Annotated in this window: 13 protein-coding genes; 5 read left to right on the top strand and 8 right to left on the bottom strand. The window is 72.5% G+C overall.

Annotated features, from left to right (window positions below):
• Positions 1-48 precede the first annotated feature (48 nt).
• Positions 49-1,080, top strand: a complete 1,032-nt coding sequence (gene ligD, locus ACZ6ZN_RS03520) for a non-homologous end-joining DNA ligase (protein WP_469642772.1) — start codon at positions 49-51, stop codon at positions 1,078-1,080.
• On the opposite strand, the gene ACZ6ZN_RS03515 is transcribed toward ligD, so the two are convergent.
• Positions 1,067-3,256, bottom strand: coding sequence for an OmpL47-type beta-barrel domain-containing protein (locus ACZ6ZN_RS03515; protein ID WP_469642770.1), 2,190 nt, complete (start codon positions 3,254-3,256; stop codon positions 1,067-1,069). The two genes, ligD and ACZ6ZN_RS03515, sit on opposite strands and share 14 nt — an antisense overlap.
• The gene (locus ACZ6ZN_RS03510) at positions 3,256-5,736 is read right to left on the bottom strand and encodes a ThuA domain-containing protein (protein WP_469642768.1); all 2,481 of its coding nucleotides are present in this window, start codon (positions 5,734-5,736) and stop codon (positions 3,256-3,258) included. Before ACZ6ZN_RS03510 ends, ACZ6ZN_RS03515 begins: the two co-directional genes overlap by 1 nt.
• A gap of 189 nt (positions 5,737-5,925) precedes the next feature.
• On the opposite strand from ACZ6ZN_RS03510, the gene ACZ6ZN_RS03505 reads away from it, so the two are divergent.
• Positions 5,926-6,936, top strand: coding sequence for a multicopper oxidase domain-containing protein (locus tag ACZ6ZN_RS03505; protein ID WP_469642766.1), 1,011 nt, complete (start codon positions 5,926-5,928; stop codon positions 6,934-6,936).
• Between the two features lie 226 nt (positions 6,937-7,162).
• Positions 7,163-8,200 carry a LacI family DNA-binding transcriptional regulator gene (locus ACZ6ZN_RS03500; protein ID WP_469642764.1) on the top strand — a complete coding sequence of 346 codons (1,038 nt, stop codon included), beginning with the start codon at positions 7,163-7,165 and terminating at the stop codon, positions 8,198-8,200.
• Between the two features lie 38 nt (positions 8,201-8,238).
• On the opposite strand, the gene ACZ6ZN_RS03495 is transcribed toward ACZ6ZN_RS03500, so the two are convergent.
• Positions 8,239-9,024, bottom strand: a complete 786-nt coding sequence (locus tag ACZ6ZN_RS03495; protein WP_469642762.1) for a VOC family protein — start codon at positions 9,022-9,024, stop codon at positions 8,239-8,241.
• A gap of 252 nt (positions 9,025-9,276) precedes the next feature.
• Between ACZ6ZN_RS03495 and ACZ6ZN_RS03490 the strand changes: the two genes are divergently transcribed.
• Complete coding sequence (locus tag ACZ6ZN_RS03490) at positions 9,277-9,522, top strand: WhiB family transcriptional regulator (RefSeq protein ID WP_398107865.1); 246 nt, start codon at positions 9,277-9,279, stop codon at positions 9,520-9,522.
• A 115-nt stretch (positions 9,523-9,637) separates the two neighbouring features.
• Here ACZ6ZN_RS03490 and ACZ6ZN_RS03485 read toward each other — a convergent pair whose 3' ends face one another.
• The 5 genes from ACZ6ZN_RS03485 to ACZ6ZN_RS03465 form a co-directional block, all read right to left on the bottom strand.
• Positions 9,638-10,615 carry an acyl-ACP desaturase gene (locus ACZ6ZN_RS03485; RefSeq protein WP_398107864.1) on the bottom strand — a complete coding sequence of 326 codons (978 nt, stop codon included), beginning with the start codon at positions 10,613-10,615 and terminating at the stop codon, positions 9,638-9,640.
• Between the two features lie 189 nt (positions 10,616-10,804).
• Positions 10,805-11,581, bottom strand: coding sequence for a dimethylargininase (ddaH, locus tag ACZ6ZN_RS03480; protein WP_469642760.1), 777 nt, complete (start codon positions 11,579-11,581; stop codon positions 10,805-10,807).
• 144 nt (positions 11,582-11,725) lie between these two features.
• Positions 11,726-14,101, bottom strand: coding sequence for an Orn/Lys/Arg family decarboxylase (locus tag ACZ6ZN_RS03475; RefSeq protein WP_469642758.1), 2,376 nt, complete (start codon positions 14,099-14,101; stop codon positions 11,726-11,728).
• A 132-nt stretch (positions 14,102-14,233) separates the two neighbouring features.
• Positions 14,234-16,507 (bottom strand): ATP-binding cassette domain-containing protein, encoded by a 2,274-nt coding sequence (locus ACZ6ZN_RS03470; protein WP_469642756.1) that lies wholly within the window; start codon positions 16,505-16,507, stop codon positions 14,234-14,236.
• A 10-nt stretch (positions 16,508-16,517) separates the two neighbouring features.
• A complete protein-coding gene (locus ACZ6ZN_RS03465; protein ID WP_469642754.1) occupies positions 16,518-18,140 on the bottom strand; it encodes an ABC-F family ATP-binding cassette domain-containing protein in 1,623 nt (540 codons plus the stop codon).
• A 314-nt stretch (positions 18,141-18,454) separates the two neighbouring features.
• Between ACZ6ZN_RS03465 and ACZ6ZN_RS03460 the strand changes: the two genes are divergently transcribed.
• A complete protein-coding gene (locus ACZ6ZN_RS03460) occupies positions 18,455-19,111 on the top strand; it encodes a GOLPH3/VPS74 family protein (protein WP_469642752.1) in 657 nt (218 codons plus the stop codon).
• Positions 19,112-19,205 lie beyond the last annotated feature (94 nt).

The raw sequence follows: 19,205 nt of genomic DNA, 5'->3' as shown, positions 1-19,205 counted from the left end.
GCTGCGCCCGATGTGCGAGGTATGCGGGGTACGCCTACCGTGGCTCGCATGGGTGACGCGGTGGAACTGGAGGTCGGCGGCCGGACCGTACGGCTGTCCAGCCCGGACAAGATCTTCTTCCCCGAGCGCGGTTTCACCAAGCTCGACCTCGCCCGCTACTACATCGCCGTCGGCCCCGGCATCCTGCGCGCCCTGCGCGACCGGCCGACCACCCTGGAGCGCTACCCCGAGGGGGTGAGCGGGGAGAACTTCTTCCAGAAGCGGGCGCCCAAGAACATGCCCGACTGGATCCCGACCGCGCACATCACCTTCCCCAGCGGCCGCAGCGCCGACGAGATGTGCCCCACCGAGCCGGGAGCGGTGGTGTGGGCCGCCCAGTTCGGCACCCTCACCTTCCACCCCTGGCCGGTCCGCCGCGACGACGTCGACCACCCGGACGAGCTCCGCATCGACCTCGACCCGCAGCCGGGCACCGACTACGACGACGCCGCCCGGGCCGCCCACGAACTACGGGCGGTGCTGGAGGAGTTCGGCGGGCTGCGCGGCTTCCCGAAGACCTCCGGCGGCCGGGGCCTGCACGTCTTCGTGCCCATCGAACCGCGCTGGACCTTCACCCAGGTCCGCCGCGCGGCCATCGCCGTCGGCCGGGAGATGGAGCGCCGCATGCCGGAGCAGGTCACCATCAAGTGGTGGAAGGAGGAGCGGGGGAAGCGCATCTTCATCGACTACAACCAGACGGCCCGCGACCGCACGATCGCCTCCGCCTACTCCGTCCGGCCCCGCCCGCACGCCCCCGTCTCCGCGCCGCTGCGCTGGGAGGAGGTAGGGGTGGCGCACCCGCAGGACTTCGACCTCGCGACCATGCCCGCGCGCTTCGCCGAACTCGGCGACGTGCACGCGGACATGGACGACAGGCGCTACTCGCTGGAGGCCCTGCTCGACCTCGCCCGCCGTGACGAGCACGACCACGGACTGGGCGACCTGCCGTACCCGCCCGAGTATCCGAAGATGCCGGGGGAGCCCAGACGGGTACAGCCGAGCAGGGCCAGGAAGACCTCCGGAGGGCCTACAGCTCCTTGATCCGGATGTCGCGGTACGAGACCACGTCCGTCGTGCCGTGCACCTGGAGCCCGATGTAGCCGGAGGCGAAGCGCCGCCCGTCCGTGCCCGGGTCGTCCGAGCGCGGGGGAGCGAACTCCTGGCCGCCGGTGTTGTCGAACTCGTTGATCAGCACGCCGTTGCGGAAGACCGAATAATGCTGGCCCTCCACCCGGATCTCGTAGTCGTTCCAGGTGCCCTTCTGCGTCACGCCCGCGCCGGCCAGGCCCACGCGGTCGAACCCGTAGATCGAGCCCGTCTTGTACATGTCGCCGTCGGGCCGGTCGAACACCTGCACCTCGTGCCCGTACTTGATGGCCACCCACTCGGGCCGGGACTCCTCCGGGTGGTCGAGGACCCACGGGAAGCGCACGAACACACCGGAGTTGGCGTTCCCGGTGCCGGGGGCGTCGTCCCGCCACTGGAGCTTCAGCGAGAAGTCGCCGTACTTGCGCTGCGGGAACCACAGCATGCCCATGCCCGCCGTGGTGGTGCCGGAGGTGAGGGTCCCGTCCGGGTTCAGCCCGAACGAACCACCGCCCACCTGCTGCCACTTCGCGAGGGACTCCGCCGTGCCGTCGAACAGCGCGCGGTAGCCCTCGGTCTGCCCCGGCTCGCCGATGCCCGACTGCCGGGCGGCCTTGCGGATCGCCTTGACCTCCCGCTGGTCGACGACCCCTTCCGTCAGCAGGTCGTCGAGGACGGCGTTCACATGCTTCAGGAACAGCGCCTGGGACGTCCACTCCTTCTCGTCCTCGATCAGTTCGCCGATCCGGCACCGGTTGTCGGTGACCCGGTTGCGCACGCCCGAGTCGACCGTGCCGACGATCACCGTCAGCCGCTCGTCGTACTCGGGGCAGTCGGGCGCCGGGACCTGGCCGGAGACGACGGTGAAGGAGACCGTGCGGGCCGCCGCGGTGTTGCCGGCCTTGTCCGTGGCGCGGTACGCCACGGTGTGTGCGCCTGCCCGGTCGACCACCACCGGGGCGGAGTAGGCGAGGTAGGGGCCGCCGTCGAGCGAGTACTCGATCTTCTCGACGCCCGAGCCGTGCGCGTCGGTCGCCGTGACGGTCACCCGGGCACTGTTGACGTACGCGCCCGCGGAGTTCTTCGTGCCCTCCACGCTCACGCCCGTCACCGGGGCGGTGGTGTCCTGCGGCGGTGCCGCGACGACGGTGAACCGCACGCTCTTCTCCGCCGCCACGTTGCCCGCCTTGTCGGTGGCGCGGTAGCGGACGGTGTGCGTGCCCGTCTGGTGCACCATGACGGGCGCGGTGTACGCCTGCCAGGCACCGGAACCCACCGCGTACTCGATGGTGTTGACCCCGGAACCGGTGTCGGACGCCGAGACGGTGACCGTCGCCATGTCGATGTAGGCGCCGTTCGCGTCGCGCTCACCGCCGACGGTCGCCGAGGTCTCCGGCGCGGTGGTGTCGTCCGACTGCGGCGCCACCACCGTGAACCGGATGCTCTTCTCGGCGGAGACGTTCCCCGCCTTGTCGAACGCGCGGTAGCGGACGGTGTGGCTGCCGACCTGGTCGACGACGACCGGCGCGGTGTACGGCTGCCAGGCGCCCGTGTCGCCGATCGCGTACTCGACCCGGTCCAGGCCGGAGCCGCCCTCGTCGGTGGCGTGCAGGGCCACGCTCGCCGAACCGACGTACTCGCCCTGCGCGTTCTGCGTGCCGCTCACGTGCGCCGACGCCTCGGGCGCGGTGGTGTCCTCGCCGGTGCCCTCGGTCACCGTCAGGATGCCCTGCATCTGGCCGTGGCCGGGGATCGTGCAGTGGTAGAAGTACCGGCCGGGCGTGAGCGTGACCTGGGCGGTGTGCCTGCCGCCCGCGGCGTCGTTGGGATTGGCCAGGATGTTGAGCTGCACGTCGCTGTTGAACTCGGGGTCGCTGGTCACGAACGTCAGCGTGTGCGGCATGCCCGTGGTGTTCCCGGTGGCCGCGCTGTTCTCGAAGACGATCGTCGCGGTCCCGGCGACCGCGGTCGTGGGCGCCGAGGCGTACTTGTCGATGGCGTCGCCGGCCGTCCAGGTCAGGACCTGCTCGGCGGCCTCCTTCACGGGCTGCCCGGCGGCGGGCAGCGCCTGCACGCCGAGCATCACCAGCAGGGATGCCAGCAGAGCGGCCCAGACTCCTCGTGCGCGCATCACTCGGTCCCCCTCGCCAGTCGACCGGCGGCCGGGGTCGGTCCGCCGCCCTTGTAGGTGACCCGCCACAGGGCCGACTTGGAGTCCGAGGTGAAGAAGCCGCGCCCGTAGTCGAGGACGTAGAGCGCACCGTCCGGACCGAACTTCCAGTCCATCAGGTTCTTGATGCCGTCGTTGCCGATCGGCACGATCTTCTTCAGCGACTCCGAGTGCACCGGCAGACCGCCGTCACCCTGCGTCCTCGGGTCCATGACCACGGCGTTGCGCGGCTGGTCGGCGTCGTAGAAGTCGCCGACGAACCACTTGCCGTCCCAGTACGCCGGCCACTTCACGGCACTGTCCGCCGCGACCCGGTCGTACCGGTAGACCGGCCCGTTCATCGCCGCCTGCCCGCCGCCCTTGAGCCAGGGCAGCTTGTAGGTGGCCTCCGCCGCCTTGTACGAGGGGACGCCGTTCGCGTCCCGCGGGAAGTCCGGGGCGCCGCCCGACGGCGAGTACCAGATGTTGTTGCCGGTCACCGGCGGCAGGTTGACCAGGCCGTCGTTGTTCGGCGACTCGTTCCTCGGGTGGTCGCAGTCGTACCAGCCCAGCGGCTTGGACGGGTCCGGCAGATTGCGGTCCCGGTAGGGCTGCTTGTTGCCCATGCAGTACGGCCAGCCGCGGTTGCCGGCCTCGGTGATGACGGCGAACGTGTCGTACTTGGCCGGGCCCCAGGTCGTCGAGGGCGCGCTCGCGTCCGGGCCGACCCAGCCCGCGTAGAGCACGTCGGTCGACTTGTCGACGGAGATGCGCGCCGGGTTGCGGACACCCATCACGTAGATCTCGCCGCGCGTCTTGCCGCCGCCCTCGGCGGTCTCCTTGCCCGTGAAGAGGTTGCCCGCGGGCAGCGTGTAGGTGCCGTCCGGCTCCGGGTGGATGCGCAAAATCTTGCCGTTGAGGTTGTTGGTGTTGCCGGCGGTGCGGCGCGCGTCCGCGAAGGACACGCCCTTGTAGGCGGGCTCGGGGTTGTTGCCCGAGTAACCGCCGCTGAAGCCACTGGAGTTGTTGTCACCGGTGGCGATGTACAGGTTCCCCTTGGAGTCCCAGGCCATCCCGCCGCCCGCGTGGCAGCAGCTGTGGATCTGCACCGGCCACTTCAGCAGCACCTTCTCGCTGGACAGGTCCAGCTTGTTCGTGGACTGGTCGAGCGTGAACCGGGAGACGCGCCGCTCGGCCGTCCGGGTGTCGCGGTCGATCCGCGCGTGCGGCGTGTAGTGCAGGTACACCCAGCCGTTCTGCTCGAACCGCGGATCCAGCTCGATGCCGAGCAACCCCTCCTCGACCTTGACCAGTTCGTCGCCGCCGCCCTTGTTGCCGAAGACGTCGAGCGCCCCGGCCAGGGTGACCTGCTTCGTCTTCGGGTCCCAGACGTGGATCTCGCCCTTGCCCTTGCCGATCTCGGGGTTGTTCCAGTCGGTGACCACCGGCTGCGAGGAGTCCGCTCCGCCCCGGCCGATGTAGAAGACCCGGCCGTCGGGGGCGGTGACCAGCCCGTGCGGCTCACCGATCTGGTCGTTCTGCCCGGGCTGGTTGGGCTTGGTGAGGCGCTCGGCCGTGTAGTTGGCGGTGATGGTCGCCTTGCAGTCGGCCTGCTCCAGCCGGGTGGTCCACATCAGCGCACCGCGCAGATGGGCGCGGAAGTCCGCCTCGTCGTAGGACGACACCGTGCCGCCCATGCCGGTGTAGAAGGAGCGCCCGCCGTCGTAGTCCCGGCACCAGCTGACCGGATGGTCCCAGCCGTTGGCGCCGGTGCCCGGCTGGTACGTCGACTCCCGCACCCGGGCCACCGTGTGGACCTCGCCCGAGGGGTTCTTCGTCCAGTTGAGCCACTTGTCGGGACGCTTCCACTGCACCGGGAGGTCCTGGGTGGCCGGGTGGCGGCGGTCGCCGACCTCCACGGTCGCCCGCTGCACCGACGCCGGGCTCGAGGCGGCGGGCCGTGCCCCGACCAGACCGGTGAACCAGTCCGAGTACGGTTCCGCGCGGGCCGCGTCGTGGATGCCGACGAACCCGCCGCCGGCCTCCATGTACGCCTCCAGGCCCGCCTCCTGCTCCGCGTCGAGGACGTCGCCCCCGCCGGTCAGGAAGACGACCGCGTTGAAGCGGCCCAGCTTCGTGCCGTTGGTGAACACCGAGGCGTCGTCGGTGGCCTGCACCGCGAAGCGGCGGTCCGCGGGACCCGACAGCCCGATGTCCTCGATGGCCTCGATCCCGGCGTTCACCACCGGGGACTCCTCCCCGGCCGCGGCGGAACCGTGGAAGATCAGCACGCGTACGTTCGCGCCGCCCGGAGGCGACTTGATCGACATCGTTGTCAGCGGTGGTTCGGGGAACGGGCGCGCGTTCGCCGCGGGTCCGGACAGGAGTCCGGCGGTCACGACGGCGGCGGCCACCGAGGCCGCCCAGACGCGTCTTCTCTTGCTCGCCCCGCGTACGTGCATGGGCACCTCCTGGGTCACAGCAACACCGCCAAGGAAGCTAGACCCCTTTGCACGCCCCGCCAATACCTATGACCGGGATGGAGTCAACTTTGTCTTGAGTGTGGATAAACGAGGGTGCGGCCGGTACCGTCTCAGCGGTTCGTCTCAGGTACGCCTCCGTAAATGCCTTACCAGTGTGGGGAGTTCGGCGTGGACAGACGCAGCTTCAACCGGCGGGTCCTGCTGGGCGGCGCGGCCGTCGCGACATCGTTGTCCGTGGCGCCGGAGGCCCTCAGCGCCGACACCCCGGCGAGGACGGCCCCCGCCGGGGGCGCGGTGAAGCGCATCAAGCTGTACGCCGAGAAGCTGGCGGACGGTCAGATGGGCTACGGCCTGGAGAAGGGCAAGGCGAGCATCCCGGGCCCGCTGATCGAGCTCAACGAGGGCGACACGCTCCACATCGAGTTCGAGAACACCATGGACGTCGCGGTGAGCCTGCACGTCCACGGTCTCGACTACGAGATCACCAGCGACGGCACCAGGCTGAACCGCAGTCACGTCGAGCCGGGCGGCACGCGCACCTACACCTGGCGCACCCACGCCCCCGGCCGCCGCAAGGACGGCACCTGGCGCTCGGGCAGCGCGGGCTACTGGCACTACCACGACCACGTCGTCGGCACGGAGCACGGTACGCAAGGGCTGCAGAAGGGCCTGTACGGCCCGGTCATCGTCCGCCGCAAGGGCGACGTCCTGCCCGACCGGACGCACACCGTCGTCTTCAACGACATGCGCATCAACAACAAGGCGCCGCACTCCGGGCCCGACTTCGAGGCCACGGTGGGGGATCGCGTCGAGTTCGTGGTGATCACGCACGGCGAGTTCTACCACACGTTCCACATGCACGGTCATCGCTGGGCGGACAACCGCACCGGCATGCTGACCGGCCCGGATGACCCCAGCCAGGTCATCGACAACAAGATCACCGGACCGGCCGACTCGTTCGGCTTCCAGGTCATCGCGGGGGAGGGGGTCGGCGCCGGTGCCTGGATGTATCACTGCCACGTGCAGAGCCACTCCGACATGGGAATGGTGGGCCTGTTCCTGGTGAAGAAGCCGGACGGCACGATCCCCGGCTACGACCCGCACGACCACGGGCAGGAGCCCGGCGACGGGGACGGACACGAGCACGGCGCCGCCGCCGGGGGTGGGCACGAGCACTGAGGGCGCGGCGGGGGCCCGCCGGGTCGTGGGCCTTCCGCGGGCGGCGGTGCGGTGGGGCGCGGGCGTGACCGGCCGGGTCGCGGGCGGGCGTCGCGGCCGGGGGCCTCGGCCGCGGGCGCTCGGGGCGTGCGGGCGGAGCGGGGCCGGCCGGGCCGGGGAGAGCGCTCTCACCTCCCTGGGCGGCCGGGGCTATCCTGATCCGCAGCCGCAGAGAGGGAGCCCCGAAGTGACCGACACAGCGCCGCGCCCCACGCTGGAGGCCGTGGCCGCGCGGGCCGGGGTCTCGCGGGCCACCGTCTCACGCGTGGTCAACGGCGGGGACGGGGTGCGGGACGTCCTCGTCGAGCGGGTCCGCAAGGCCGTGGAGGAACTCGGCTACGTGCCCAACCAGGCCGCCCGCTCCCTGGTGACCCGGCGGCACGACGCGGTGGCGGTGGTCGTCGCCGAACCGGAGACGCGCGTCTTCGCCGACCCGTTCTTCGCGCTCCAGCTGCGCGGCATCAGCAAGGAACTCACCGCCCACGACAACCAGCTCGTGCTGCTGCTCACCGAGGGCCGGGACGACCACGCCCGCGTCGGGCGGTACCTCGCGGGCGGACACGTCGACGGCGCCCTCGTCTTCTCGCTCCACCTCGACGACCCGCTGCCGGAGCTGATCCAGCGGGCCGGCGTGCCCACCGTCTTCGGCGGACGGCCCGGCTGGGGCGGCGACCGGCGGGACGTGGTCTACGTCGACAGCGACAACCGGGGCGGCGCCCGCGACGCCGTCCGCCACCTGGCGGGGCTCGGCCGCACCCGCATCGCCCACATCACCGGCGCCCTCGACCAGACCTCGGCTGCCGACCGCCTCGACGGCTACCGCGACGTCATGACGGACGCCGACCCGCGGCTGATCGCCGAGGCCGACTTCACCTACGCCGGCGGTGAGCGCGCCATGCGCGAACTCCTCGCCCGCTGCCCCGACGTGGACGCGGTGTTCGCCGCGAACGACCTCACCGCCTCCGGCGCGCTGCGCGTCCTGCGCGAGGCCGGCCGCCGCGTCCCCGACGACGTGGCCGTCATCGGCTTCGACGACATGCAGCCCATCGCGGAGCAGACCGATCCGCCCCTCACCACGGTCCGCCAGGACATCGAGGAGATGGGCCGGCTGATGGCCCGCCTGCTGCTGCGCGACCTGGACCGGGGCGCCCCCCGCGAGGACGACGCCGGCCCCCCGTCCAGCGTGGTGCTCCCCACGACGCTGGTGCGGCGCGGGTCGGCGTAGGGCCTGTCCGTCAGCCCTCCGGACGGAGGGCCTGTCCGTCAGCCCTCCGGACGCTCGCTGCGGACCACCGCGAAACGGGCGCCGTACGGGTCGGCCAGCTTGGCCAGACGGCCGACACCGGGCACGTCGGTGGCCGGGACCCGGACCCTGCCGCCCCGCTCCCCGGCCCGCGCGACGACCGCGTCCGGGTCCGTCACCTCGAAGTACGGCAGCCAGTGCGCCTGCTCCTCGGCCGGGTCCTCGGACAGCGGGACGACACCGCCGAACATGGCCTCCTCGCCCTCGCCGGCCGGGTTGAACGTGGTGTAGGTGCCGCTCGGGAAGTCGAGACCGCTGGTCTCCAGGCCGAGGACCGCGTGGTAGAAGGCGGCCGCGGCGGGGACGTCGGCGGTGTACAGCTCGACCCAGCACAGCGAGCCCGGCTCCTGCACGGCCTCCAGGCCCTCGTTGCGGCCCGGCTGCCACAGCCCGAAGGACACCCCGGCCTGATCGGTCAGGATCGCCATGCGGCCCAGGTCCTGGACGTCCATGGGCTGCACCAGGACCCTGCCGTGCTTCTGCTCGGCCGCCCGGGCCGTGGCGTCCGCGTCCGGCGCCTGGAAGTAGACCGTCCAGGAGGGCGGTCCCTGCTCCGCCGTGGTCTGCATGCCGCCGGCGGTGGTCCGCCCGTCGAGCCGGAAGAGCCCGTACCCGCCGACCTCCGGACCGCCCGGCTCGAACCGCCAGCCGAACAGATCGCCGTAGAAGGCCGCCGCGCCCTCGATGTCCGGCACGCCGAGATCGATCCAGTTGGGAGAGCCGGTGACATAACGGGTGGTGAGCATCCTCGCCCTCCTCGCACAGGGGCCCGTCCGCCTGTACTGCCGAGTCTGGCACCGCCCGGGGCCCGGCGCCGCCGGAACGCCGCCGATCCGTGCGCCGGGCCCCGGGCGCGTCCGCCCGGGTGACGCGCCGCTCCGCGCGCCGCCGTGCGCGCGGCCGTCCGCGCGGGCAGCATCGAGGCGGCCCGGGGCCCGTGAACGCGGTGTTGATCCCGCGTTGATCGAACGTTTTTCACCTGACGCGAGGCTCGGGCCATGCACATCGACACGATGACCTCGCCCGAACTCGCCTGGCAGCAGGAGGCGCTGTGCGCGCAGACGGGGGCGGACTTCTTCTTCCCCGAACCGGGCAGCTCGGTGCGCGAGGCGAAGCGGATCTGCGGCATGTGCCCGATCCGCACGGCCTGCCTGGAGTACGCGATGGCCCACGACGAGCGCTTCGGCGTCTGGGGCGGCCTGTCGGAGAAGGAGCGCCTGGAGCTGCGGCGCGTGGCGCGGTGACCGCGCCGCGTCCGGTGTGCGGCGCGTGTCCGGCGTGCCGTGCGAGCCCCGCACGCGGGCAGGGCCCGGCCGCTCGTGGCGGCCGGGCCCTGCCGGGACGGTGCGCGGTGCGTCGTCAGGCGCCGGCGCGGGCGGCCATCCGGGCCTTGCGCGCGGCCAGCTTCTCGTCGAACTTGGCCGCCTCGGAGTCGAGGCCGTTCATGTACATGCCGAGCTCCTCCTGCGCCTTGCGGCCCTCCGGACCCAGCCCGTCGATCTCCATGATCTTCAGGAAGCGCAGCACGGGCTGCAGCACGTCGTCGTGGTGGATGCGCAGGTTGTAGACCTCGCCGATCGCCATCTGCGCGGCGGCCCGCTCGAAGCCGGGGATGCCGTGCCCGGGCATGCGGAAGTCGACCACCACGTCCCGAACGGCCTGCATCGTCAGGTCGGGCGCCAGCTCGAAGGCCGCCTTGAGCAGGTTGCGGTAGAAGACCATGTGCAGGTTCTCGTCGGTCGCGATCCGGGCCAGCATGCGGTCGCAGACCGGGTCGCCGGACTGGTGTCCGGTGTTGCGGTGCGAGATGCGGGTGGCCAGCTCCTGGAAGGCGACGTAGGCGATCGAGTGCAGCATCGAGTGGCGGTTGTCCGACTCGAAGCCCTCGCTCATGTGGGACATGCGGAACTGCTCCAACTTGTCCGGGTCCACGGCGCGCGAGGTGAGCAGGTAGTCGCGCATCACGATGCCGTGCCGGCCCTCCTCGGCGGTCCAGCGGTGCACCCAGGTGCCCCAGGCGCCGTCCCGGCCGAACAGGCTGGCGATCTCGTGGTGGTAGCTGGGCAGGTTGTCCTCGGTCAGCAGGTTGACGACCAGCGCGATCCGGCCGATCTCGGTGACCTTCGACTGCTCCTTGTCCCAGGCCTGGCCGTCCTCGAAGAGGCCGGGGAAGTTGCGTCCGTCGCTCCACGGGACGTACTCGTGCGGCATCCAGTCCTTGGCGACCTTCAGATGCCGGTTGAGTTCGGTCTCGACCACTTCCTCCAGGGCGTACAGCAGCTGAGCGTCGGACCAGGCGCCGGCGGGGCTGCCGAGATGGGGAGTGGTGATCGTCATGGACTCTCCAGGGGGACATGCGTACGAGCGGTGAGCGGAAACCTACGGCATCGTAGGCTACGTTGCCGTAGGTTACGAAGCCGTAGGTCGAGAGCTCCATAAAGGCCGCTGATCAGCGATGTCGCCCATGTGCGGGCCCGGCCTCCGGATGTGCAGGTCGGCGGCCCGGCGGGTGGCGGAGGCCACCGGTCAGACGTACAGCTCCCGCAGCCGCACCGAGAGGCATGTCACACAGCCTTCGAGCTTCTCGAACTCGCTGATGTCCACGACGACCGGTTCGTACCCGAGGTCGGCGAACAGCTCCGCGGTCTTCGGCGCGCTGGCCGCCATCAGCAGCTTGTCCCCGCCGAGCAGCACCACATGGGCCCCGGCCTCCTCCGGCACGGGCAGGAAGCGGCCGAAGAGGGAGGGCGCGTCCATCGTGGGGATGTGCCCGATCACCGTGCCGTCGGGCAGCGCCGTGACCGCGGTCTTCAGGTGCAGCACCTTGCTCACGGGCACCGACACGACCCGCGCGCCGAGCGGCTCGAACGCGGCGCGCACCTGCTGCACCCCGGCGGCGTTGGTGCGCCCGCCCCGGCCGACGTACACCGTGTCGCCGATCTTCAGGACGTCGCCGCCCTCCAGGGTGCCCGGGTCCCAGATCCAGTTCACCGAGCAGCCCAGGCCCGCCACGGCCTCCTCGACGGCGGCGGTCTCGTCGCGCCGCGACTCGGCACCCGGGCGGGTGATCAGGGCGACGTTGCGGTACATGACCACGGTGTCCTCGACGAACACCGCGTCCGGGCAGTCGTCGGCCGGCTCCACCTCGACGGTCTCCCAGCCGTGCGTGCGCAGGGCCGCCACGTACGCCTCCCACTGCTGCACCGCGAGGTCGGCGTCGACGGGTTCCCGCTCGATGTGCGTCACCAGCCCTTCGGCGAGACGCGGGCCGGGACGGCGGACGAGGGCCTTCTTGCTGGGCACGAGGACGACTCCGTATCGGGTGGGACGTGTGGACCGCACCGAGGGAGTTCCCCGGATCGGCCGGAACCCGACGTGCGTCGGCCGACCATCATGCAGGGCGGAGGGCGGACAGGACAGCCCCCGCCCCGGCCGCCCCGCCCGTCGTCAGCCCACCGGCTCCGCGTCCGGGGCGTCCCGCCGCTGGGCCGGAGCCGAGGCGGCGCCGGTCGCGGGCGGCTCGGGGGCGCGCAGGCACTCGATGAGGTAGTCGCCGGTGTCGGGGTCCCGTGTCACGCCGTGGGTCTCGCTGCCGAAGCCGGGGAAGCGCCGGTCGAAGGACTCCAGGGCGCTCAGGTACCGCAGGAGCGGTCCGTCGGCCGTGCCGACGCTCTCGCCGGGCATCAGGACCGGGATGCCGGGCGGGGTGACGGTCACCATCGCCGCGGCGACCCGGCCCGGCGTGTCGGCCAGGCGCAGCCGCTCCGTACCGCCGCGGATCAGCCGCTGGTAGCACTGCTGGGGTGGGGCGACCGGCTCCGGCAGCTCCCGGAAGGCCGTGTCGAGGAGCTCGACCAGGCGGGAGGCGCGCAGCTGGTCGTGCATCTCCTGGCACAGGCCCCGCAGCGTCAGTCCGGCGTAGCGGCGCGGATGCTGGGCGACGAGGGCGGGGAGCACCCGGTCGAGCGGGGCGTCACCGTCGTAGAGGTCCTTGAAGTCCATCAGGGCGTCGAGCAGCGTGCCCCACTTGCCCTTGGTGATGCCCATCGAGAACAGCACCAGGGCGGTGTAGCTGTCGGTCTTCTCCACCACGATGCCCCGGGTGCTCAGGTACGCGGTGAGCACCCGGGCGGGGATGCCCTGCCCCGACAGCTCGCCGGTGGCGCCGATGCCCGGGCAGGTCAGGGTCACCTTGATCGGGTCGAGCATGCAGTACCCGTCGGTCAGCCCCGGGAAACCGTGCCAGTCCGCGCCCGGTTCCAGGTGCCAGCAGGACGGCTCGGTCCGCAGCAGCTCGGCCGGTGCCTCGTCGAAGGGCAGGCGCGCCCCGGTGGCCGGGTCGGTCACCTCGCCGGGCTGCCAGACCCCGAAGAACCACGCCGGCCGGTCGCCCGCGGCCGCGATGCGGCGCCCGATGCGCACCATCTCCTGGCGGAAGCGGACCGCCTCCGTCACCGCCTCGTCGACCAGCCACTGCCCCTGCGGCCCGTCCATCATCGCCGTGGCGACGTCCAGGGAGGCGATCATCGGGTACAGCGGCGAGGTGGTGCCGTGCATCATCAGCGCCTCGTTGAACCGGTCGTGCTCCACCGGCGCCCGCGGCCCGGGCCTGACGTGCACCATCGCGGCCTGGGACAGCGCCGCCAGCAGCTTGTGCGTCGACTGGGTGGCGAAGACCGTGGGCCGGTCGGGCCCGGGGAAGCTCTCCTCGTCGACGGACATGCCGTAGCGGCCCGCGTAGAGCGGGTGGAAGCGGGCGTAGGCGAACCACGCCTCGTCGAAGTGCAGCCGGGGTGTGCCCGTGGCGAAGGCCCGGGCCGCGGCGCCGGCGTCGTAGCACAGCCCGTCGTAGGTGGAGTTGGTGAACACCGCGTACTGGGCGCGCGCGGACACCGCGTCCGCCGTGAGCGGATTCGCCGTGATCCGCTCGCCCGCCGCCTCGATCTCGGCCGGGGGCAGCGGGCCCGCCAGGCCGTAGCCGTTCCGGGTCGGGACGAGGTACACCGGCCGGGCGCCGGAGACGACCAGGCCGTGCAGGACCGACTTGTGGCAGTTGCGGTCCACCAGGGCGATCTCGTCGCGGGTGACGCTGAAGTGCCCGACCATCCGGTTGCAGGTGGAGTCGCCGTGCAGCACGAAGTAGGTCCGCTCCGAGCCGAAGACCCGCGCGGCGTTGCGCTCCGCCTCGCCGATCGGCCCGGTGTGCTCGAACAGCGAGCCCAGTTCCTCCACGGAGATCGACAGGTCGCTGCGCAGCAGCCGTTCCCCGAAGTAGTCGTGGAACGCCCGGCCGACGGGCGACTTGAGGAAGGCGACGCCGCCCGAGTGGGCGGGGGTGTGCCAGGAGTACTCGTGCGCGTCGTCGAAGCGGCGCAGCGCCTTGAAGAACGGGGGGAGCAGGGCGTCCTGGTAGGCCCGCGCGGCGGTGGTGATCCGCCCGGCGATGAACGACGGGGTGTCCTCCAGGGGCCACACGTAGCCCACGACCGACTGCGAGACCCACAGCGGCAGCTCGCGCAGCTCCTCGTCCGCCATGACCAGGAACACCGGCAGGTCCCGGAAGCGGCGCCCGATGCCGCGCAGCACCCTCGCCCCGCCCGGCTCCCGCGCGGAGGTGCCGGGCGCGAGGTCCCACGCGACCAGCGCGGCGGCCAGCCGGGCCTCCGTCCGGAGCACCGCCTCGGCGTCGGCGGCGCTCGTCACCCAGCGCACCTGCGCGCCGCGGTCCCGGATCGCCTCGGCGATGCGCGCCAGCTGCCCGGCGGCGGCGCCCCCGTCCTGCGGGTGCTCCGCCACCGCGACCAGTACCGTGCCAGCGTCCATGCCGTCCCCCTGTCGCCGGTGGCCCGCGCCACCTCACGACCAGTGTTCGGGCAGCCGCGGGCCTGATCGGCCGGCGACCGCCCGAACCACCCCATCGGGGCACGGCCCGGGCCGCTCATTGACGGCCGGCTCTCAGTCCGGCGCCACCGCGTCCGCCCCGACCGCCCGGCGCAGGTGCTCCGCCGTGAACGACCCCCGCGCGCCGAGCAGGTCGCGCGGCGTCCCCTCGAAGACGACCTCGCCGCCGTCGCGGCCGCCGTCCGGGCCGAGGTCGACCACCCAGTCGGCCCGGGCGACCACGTCCAGGTTGTGCTCGACCACGACGACCGTGTTGCCCGCGTCGACCAGCCGCTCCAGCAGGGCGACCAGGCCGGCGACGTCCGCCATGTGCAGGCCTGTCGTCGGCTCGTCGAGCACGTACACCGCGCCCGTCCGGTGCAGCCGTGTGGCCAGCTTGATGCGCTGCCGCTCCCCGCCGGACAGCGTCGACAGGGGCTGGCCCAGCGTCAGGTACGTGAGCCCGACGTCCCGCAGGGCCCGCAGCCGGCGCCGCACGCCCGCGTCGTCGAAGAAGCCGAGGGCCTCGCCCGCGGTCATCTCCAGCACGTCGGCGACCGAGCGGCCCCGCACGGTCAGCGCGAGCACCTCCTCCTTGAAGCGCCGTCCCTCGCAGTCCTGGCAGGTCGTCGTCACCGGGTCCATGAACGCGAGATCGGTGTGGATGACGCCCCTGCCCTCGCAGGTGCCGCACGCCCCGGCCGAGTTGAAGCTGAACAGGCCCGCCTCCGCTCCCGTTCCCCGGGCGAAGATCCTGCGGATCCCGTCCATGATCCCCAGGTACGTCGCCGGGGTGGACCGGCCCGAGATGCCGATGGCGGACTGGTCGACGACCACGGCCTCGTGCGCGGCGGTGAACTCGCCGGCCAGGGTGCTCTTGCCCGACCCGGCGACCCCGGTCACGGCGGTGAGCACCCCGGCCGGGAACCGCACGGTCACGTCCCGCAGGTTGTGCCGGCCCGCGCCCTTCACCCACAGGTCGCCGGTGGGGCGGCGTACCGCGTCCTTGACCGCCGTACGGGTGCGCAGGCAGCGCCCGGTGAGCGTGCCGGACGCGGCGAGACGCTCCGGGGTGCCCTCGAACACCACCGTGCCGCCGTCCGTGCCGGCCCCCGGCCCCATGTCGACCACGTGGTCGGCGAGCGCGATGACGTCCGGGTCGTGCTCCACCACGAGCACGGTGTTGCCCTTGTCGCGCAGGCGCAGCAGCAGTTCGCCCAGGCGTCCGACGTCCCGCGGGTGCAGTCCGACGCTGGGCTCGTCGAAGATGTACGTCATCCCGGTCAGGCTGGAGCCGAGGTGGCGCACCGTCTTCAGCCGCTGCCCCTCCCCGCCGCTGAGCGTCGCCGTCTCCCGGTCCAGGCTGAGGTAGCCGAGGCCGATCGCCTCGATCCGCTCCAGCGCGGCCACGGCCGCCGAGGCGATCGGCCGGGCCACCGGGTCGTCGATCTCCTTCAGCACGGTGGTCAGGTCCGTGACCTGCATCCTGGCGCAGTCGGCGATGGACCGGCCGCCGATGCGGGTGGCGAGCGCCGCCGCGTTCAGCCGGGCTCCCCGGCACTGCGGGCAGACGCCCTCCACCAGGAACTCCCGGACCAGGTCGCGCGTCTTCTGGCTCATGGCGGACAGGTCCCGCTTCAGGTACAGCCGCTCGAAGCGGTCCGCCAGCCCCTCGTAGTCGGTGGTCCAGGTCCCGCCGCTGCCGCTGACGGTGACCTTGCTGCCGGGCCGCCCCCGCATCAGGAACTCACGCTCGGCGGCGGTGAAGCGCCCGACCGGCTTGTCCGGGTCCAGCTCGGTGCTGCTGGTGTACGCCTGGCCCTGCCAGGTCCCGGCGGCGAACGGCGGGAAGCGGACGGCCCCGCCGGCCAGGGAGCGGCCGGGGTCCAGGATGCGGTCCCAGTCGGGCCGCACGGTCCGGCCGAGGCCGTCGCACTCGGGGCACATGCCCGACGGGTCGTTGAACGAGTACGCGGTGGCGGGTCCGGCGCTCGGGGTGCCGTGCCGGGAGAACAGCACCCGGATCACCGAGTAGACGTCCGTCATGGTGCCGACCGTCGACCGCGAGTGGCCGCCGACGGGCCGCTGGTCGACGACGATCGCGGGGGTGAGGTCCGCCAGGCCGTCCGCGTGCGGCCGTTCGAACTTCGGCAGCCGGTTGCGGACGAACCACGGGAAGGTCTCGTTGAGCTGGCGCTGCGACTCCACCGCGATCGTGTCGAAGACGAGGGACGACTTCCCCGATCCCGAAACGCCGGTGAACACGGTCAGCCGGCCTTTCGGGATGCGGAGGGTGACGTCCTTGAGGTTGTTCTCCCGGGCTGCGGTGAGGGTGATGACATCGGGCATGCAGCCGACGCTAGGCGGTATACCCGACAGCTTCTGGCGTGATTTCCCGCAGTTCTCCCTCCTCCATCAGCAGCCAGCGCGTGATCCCGACGGACTCCAGGAACGGCAGGTCGTGGCCGGCCACGAGCAGCGCCCCCTCGTAGGACTCCAGGGCCGAGGTCAGCTGCCGCACGCTCGCCATGTCGAGGTTGTTGGTCGGCTCGTCCAGCATGAGCAGCTGAGGGGCCGGCTCCGCCAGCATCAGCGCGGCCAGGGCCGCCCGGAAACGTTCCCCGCCGGACAGCGTCGCCGCCCTCTGGTCGGCGCGGGCGCCGCGGAACAGGAAGCGGGCCAGCCGGGCCCGCACCCGGTTGTTCGTGGCGTCCGGTGCGAACCGGGCCACGTTCTCGGCGACCGTCAGCTCCTCGTCCAGGACGTCGAGCCGCTGCGGCAGGAACCGCAGCGGGACGTGCGCGGTGACCTCGCCCGCCTCCGGCGCGAGTTCCCCGCCGATGGTGCGCAGCAGGGTCGTCTTCCCCGCGCCGTTGCGCCCGATCAGCGCGACCCGCTCCGGACCGCGCAGGTCGAGCCCCTCGACCCGGGCGCCGTGGCGCAGCCGCAGATCCCGCAGCGTGAGGACCGTGCGCCCCGGCGGGACGGCGGTGTACGACAGTTCGACGCGGATCTCGTCGTCGTCCCGTACGGCCTCCACGGCCTCGTCGAGCCGGTCCCTGGCCTCGGCGAGCTTCTCCTCGTGCATGATCCGGTGCTTGCCCGCGGACTCCTGCGCCGCCCGCTTGCGCGCCCCCATGACGATCTTCGGCTCTCGCTTCTGGTCCCACATCTTCTGCCCGTACCGCTTGCGGCGGGCCAGTTTGACCTGGGCGTCGGCCAGTTCGCGCTGCTGCTTGCGCAGATCGGCCTCGGCGACGCGCACCATGCGCTCGGCCGCCTCCTGCTCGACCTCCAGTGCCGCCTCGTAGGCGGAGTAGTTGCCGCCGTACCAGGTGATCCCACCCGAGCGCAGATCGGCGATCTGATCGACGAGATCGAGCAGTTCACGGTCGTGGCTGACCACGACCAGGACGCCCGGCCAGGCCCGGACGGCCGCGTACAGCCGTCGGCGCGCGTACAGGTCGAGGTTGTTCGTCGGCTCGTCCAGCAGCAGGACGTCGGGCCGGCGCAGCAGCAGCGCGGCCAGCCGCAGCAGCACCGACTCGCCGCCGGACACCTCGCCGACGGTGCGGTCGAGCCCGACGTGACCGAGACCGAGTTCGCCGAGCGTGGCGAGGGCGCGCTCCTCGACGTCCCAGTCGTCGCCGACCGCCTCGAAGTGCTCCGCCGACACGTCACCGGCCTCGATGGCGTGCAGCGCGGCACGCCGGCCGGCGATGCCGAGCACCTCGTCGACCCGCAGGTGGGTGTCGAGCGTGACGTTCTGCGGGAGGTGGCCGACCTCCCCGGCGACCCGGACGGTGCCGTCGGCCGGCGGGAGGTCGCCCGCGATCAGTTTCAGCAGGGTCGATTTCCCCGACCCGTTGACGCCGACCAGGCCGGTGCGGCCGGGGCCGAAAGCGGCGTCGAGGCCCTCGAAGACGGAGGTGCCGTCGGGCCAGGCGAAGGACAGGGACGTGACGGTGACGGATGAAGACATGGCGGCCTCACTCGCGGTTGCTCGAAGCAGACAGGGGCAAACGCGTGTCGAGACACCTGCGACCCGGAAGGGGGCTCCACGGGCATGGGAAAAGCCCTGCACCGGAGGACGGCTCGGACGCCGAGGTCGCACGCAGCGCACACCCCTGGGGTGTGACGCGGTGTCTCAGGACCTCAGACGAGCAACGTCCTTCTCCAATCGACGGCAACAGGACCGCTTCACACCGTAGGAGTGGCCGCGGAGGCTGTCAACGCATTAACGGACCGACCCCCGCGCCGCGCCGGGTGACCGTTCCCCGACCCCCAGGAGGCACCGTGCCCGCGTCCGACGGCCCGCTCTCGCTGCCGGCCCGGCTCTGCCTGCTGGGCTGGGACGCCGCACGGCCGCCGTCCGGGGCCACCGTCCGGCTGCCCGGGCTGGTGCGGGCCGGCGCGCTGGTCGAGCTGGCCCGGCACGGCCTGCTGCGGGACGAGGACGGCATCGCCGTGCCGGCCGACCCGGACGCGGCCGCGGGCGACGCGGTCCTCGACGGGCTGCTCGAACTCGTCCACGAGTCGCGCCCGCACCCCTGGCGGACCTGGGTGACGCTGCGGTCCCGGGTGACCCTGGACGCCGTACGGGAGCAGCTGGTCGCCGGGGGGTACCTGCGCGCGGAGAAGAAGCGGATCCTCGGCGTGTTCCCGTCGGTGGAGTACGCCCTGGGGCGCGCCGCGGCCGTGGAGGCGCTGCGCGAGGAGGTCCGCCAGGTGCTGCGCGGGCCGCTGCCGGTCGCCCCGCTCTCCGAGCGGGACGCCGCCGTGGCCGCCCTGGCAGCCGCCGCGGGCCTGTTGGGGGAGGAGGGAGCCGCGGCGGGGCGGCGGGTCGAGGAGCTGACCGAACGGGCCGGGGAGGCCGCACCCGGGCTGCACCGGATCGTGCGCGAGGTGCGCGCGGCGGTGGCCGAGGCGGTGAGGGCGCCGGCGTCGCTCTGACGCGCGGCGCCGGGCGTCGACGCGGGGGCCCGGGGTCGCCGTCACGGTCTGGCCGATTCCCGCCGGCCGCCCCGCTCACTGCGGAGATCCCGCG

The organism is Streptomyces sp. NPDC053665, assembly GCF_055585285.1.
This window is presented reverse-complemented; position numbering and strand designations above follow the sequence as displayed.

Bases quoted from the DNA above. Each gene is read 5' to 3' on its own strand.
- ACZ6ZN_RS03495 (WP_469642762.1), bottom strand. From the start codon at position 9,024: ATGCTCACCACCCGTTATGTCACCGGCTCTCCCAACTGGATCGATCTC.
- ACZ6ZN_RS03470 (WP_469642756.1), bottom strand. From the start codon at position 16,507: ATGCCCGATGTCATCACCCTCACCGCAGCCCGGGAGAACAACCTCAAG.
- ACZ6ZN_RS03490 (WP_398107865.1), top strand. From the start codon at position 9,277: ATGCACATCGACACGATGACCTCGCCCGAACTCGCCTGGCAGCAGGAG.
- ligD (WP_469642772.1), top strand. From the start codon at position 49: ATGGGTGACGCGGTGGAACTGGAGGTCGGCGGCCGGACCGTACGGCTG.
- ACZ6ZN_RS03515 (WP_469642770.1), bottom strand. From the start codon at position 3,256: ATGCGCGCACGAGGAGTCTGGGCCGCTCTGCTGGCATCCCTGCTGGTG.
- ACZ6ZN_RS03465 (WP_469642754.1), bottom strand. From the start codon at position 18,140: ATGTCTTCATCCGTCACCGTCACGTCCCTGTCCTTCGCCTGGCCCGAC.
- ACZ6ZN_RS03485 (WP_398107864.1), bottom strand. From the start codon at position 10,615: ATGACGATCACCACTCCCCATCTCGGCAGCCCCGCCGGCGCCTGGTCC.
- ACZ6ZN_RS03475 (WP_469642758.1), bottom strand. From the start codon at position 14,101: ATGGACGCTGGCACGGTACTGGTCGCGGTGGCGGAGCACCCGCAGGAC.
- ACZ6ZN_RS03510 (WP_469642768.1), bottom strand. From the start codon at position 5,736: ATGCACGTACGCGGGGCGAGCAAGAGAAGACGCGTCTGGGCGGCCTCG.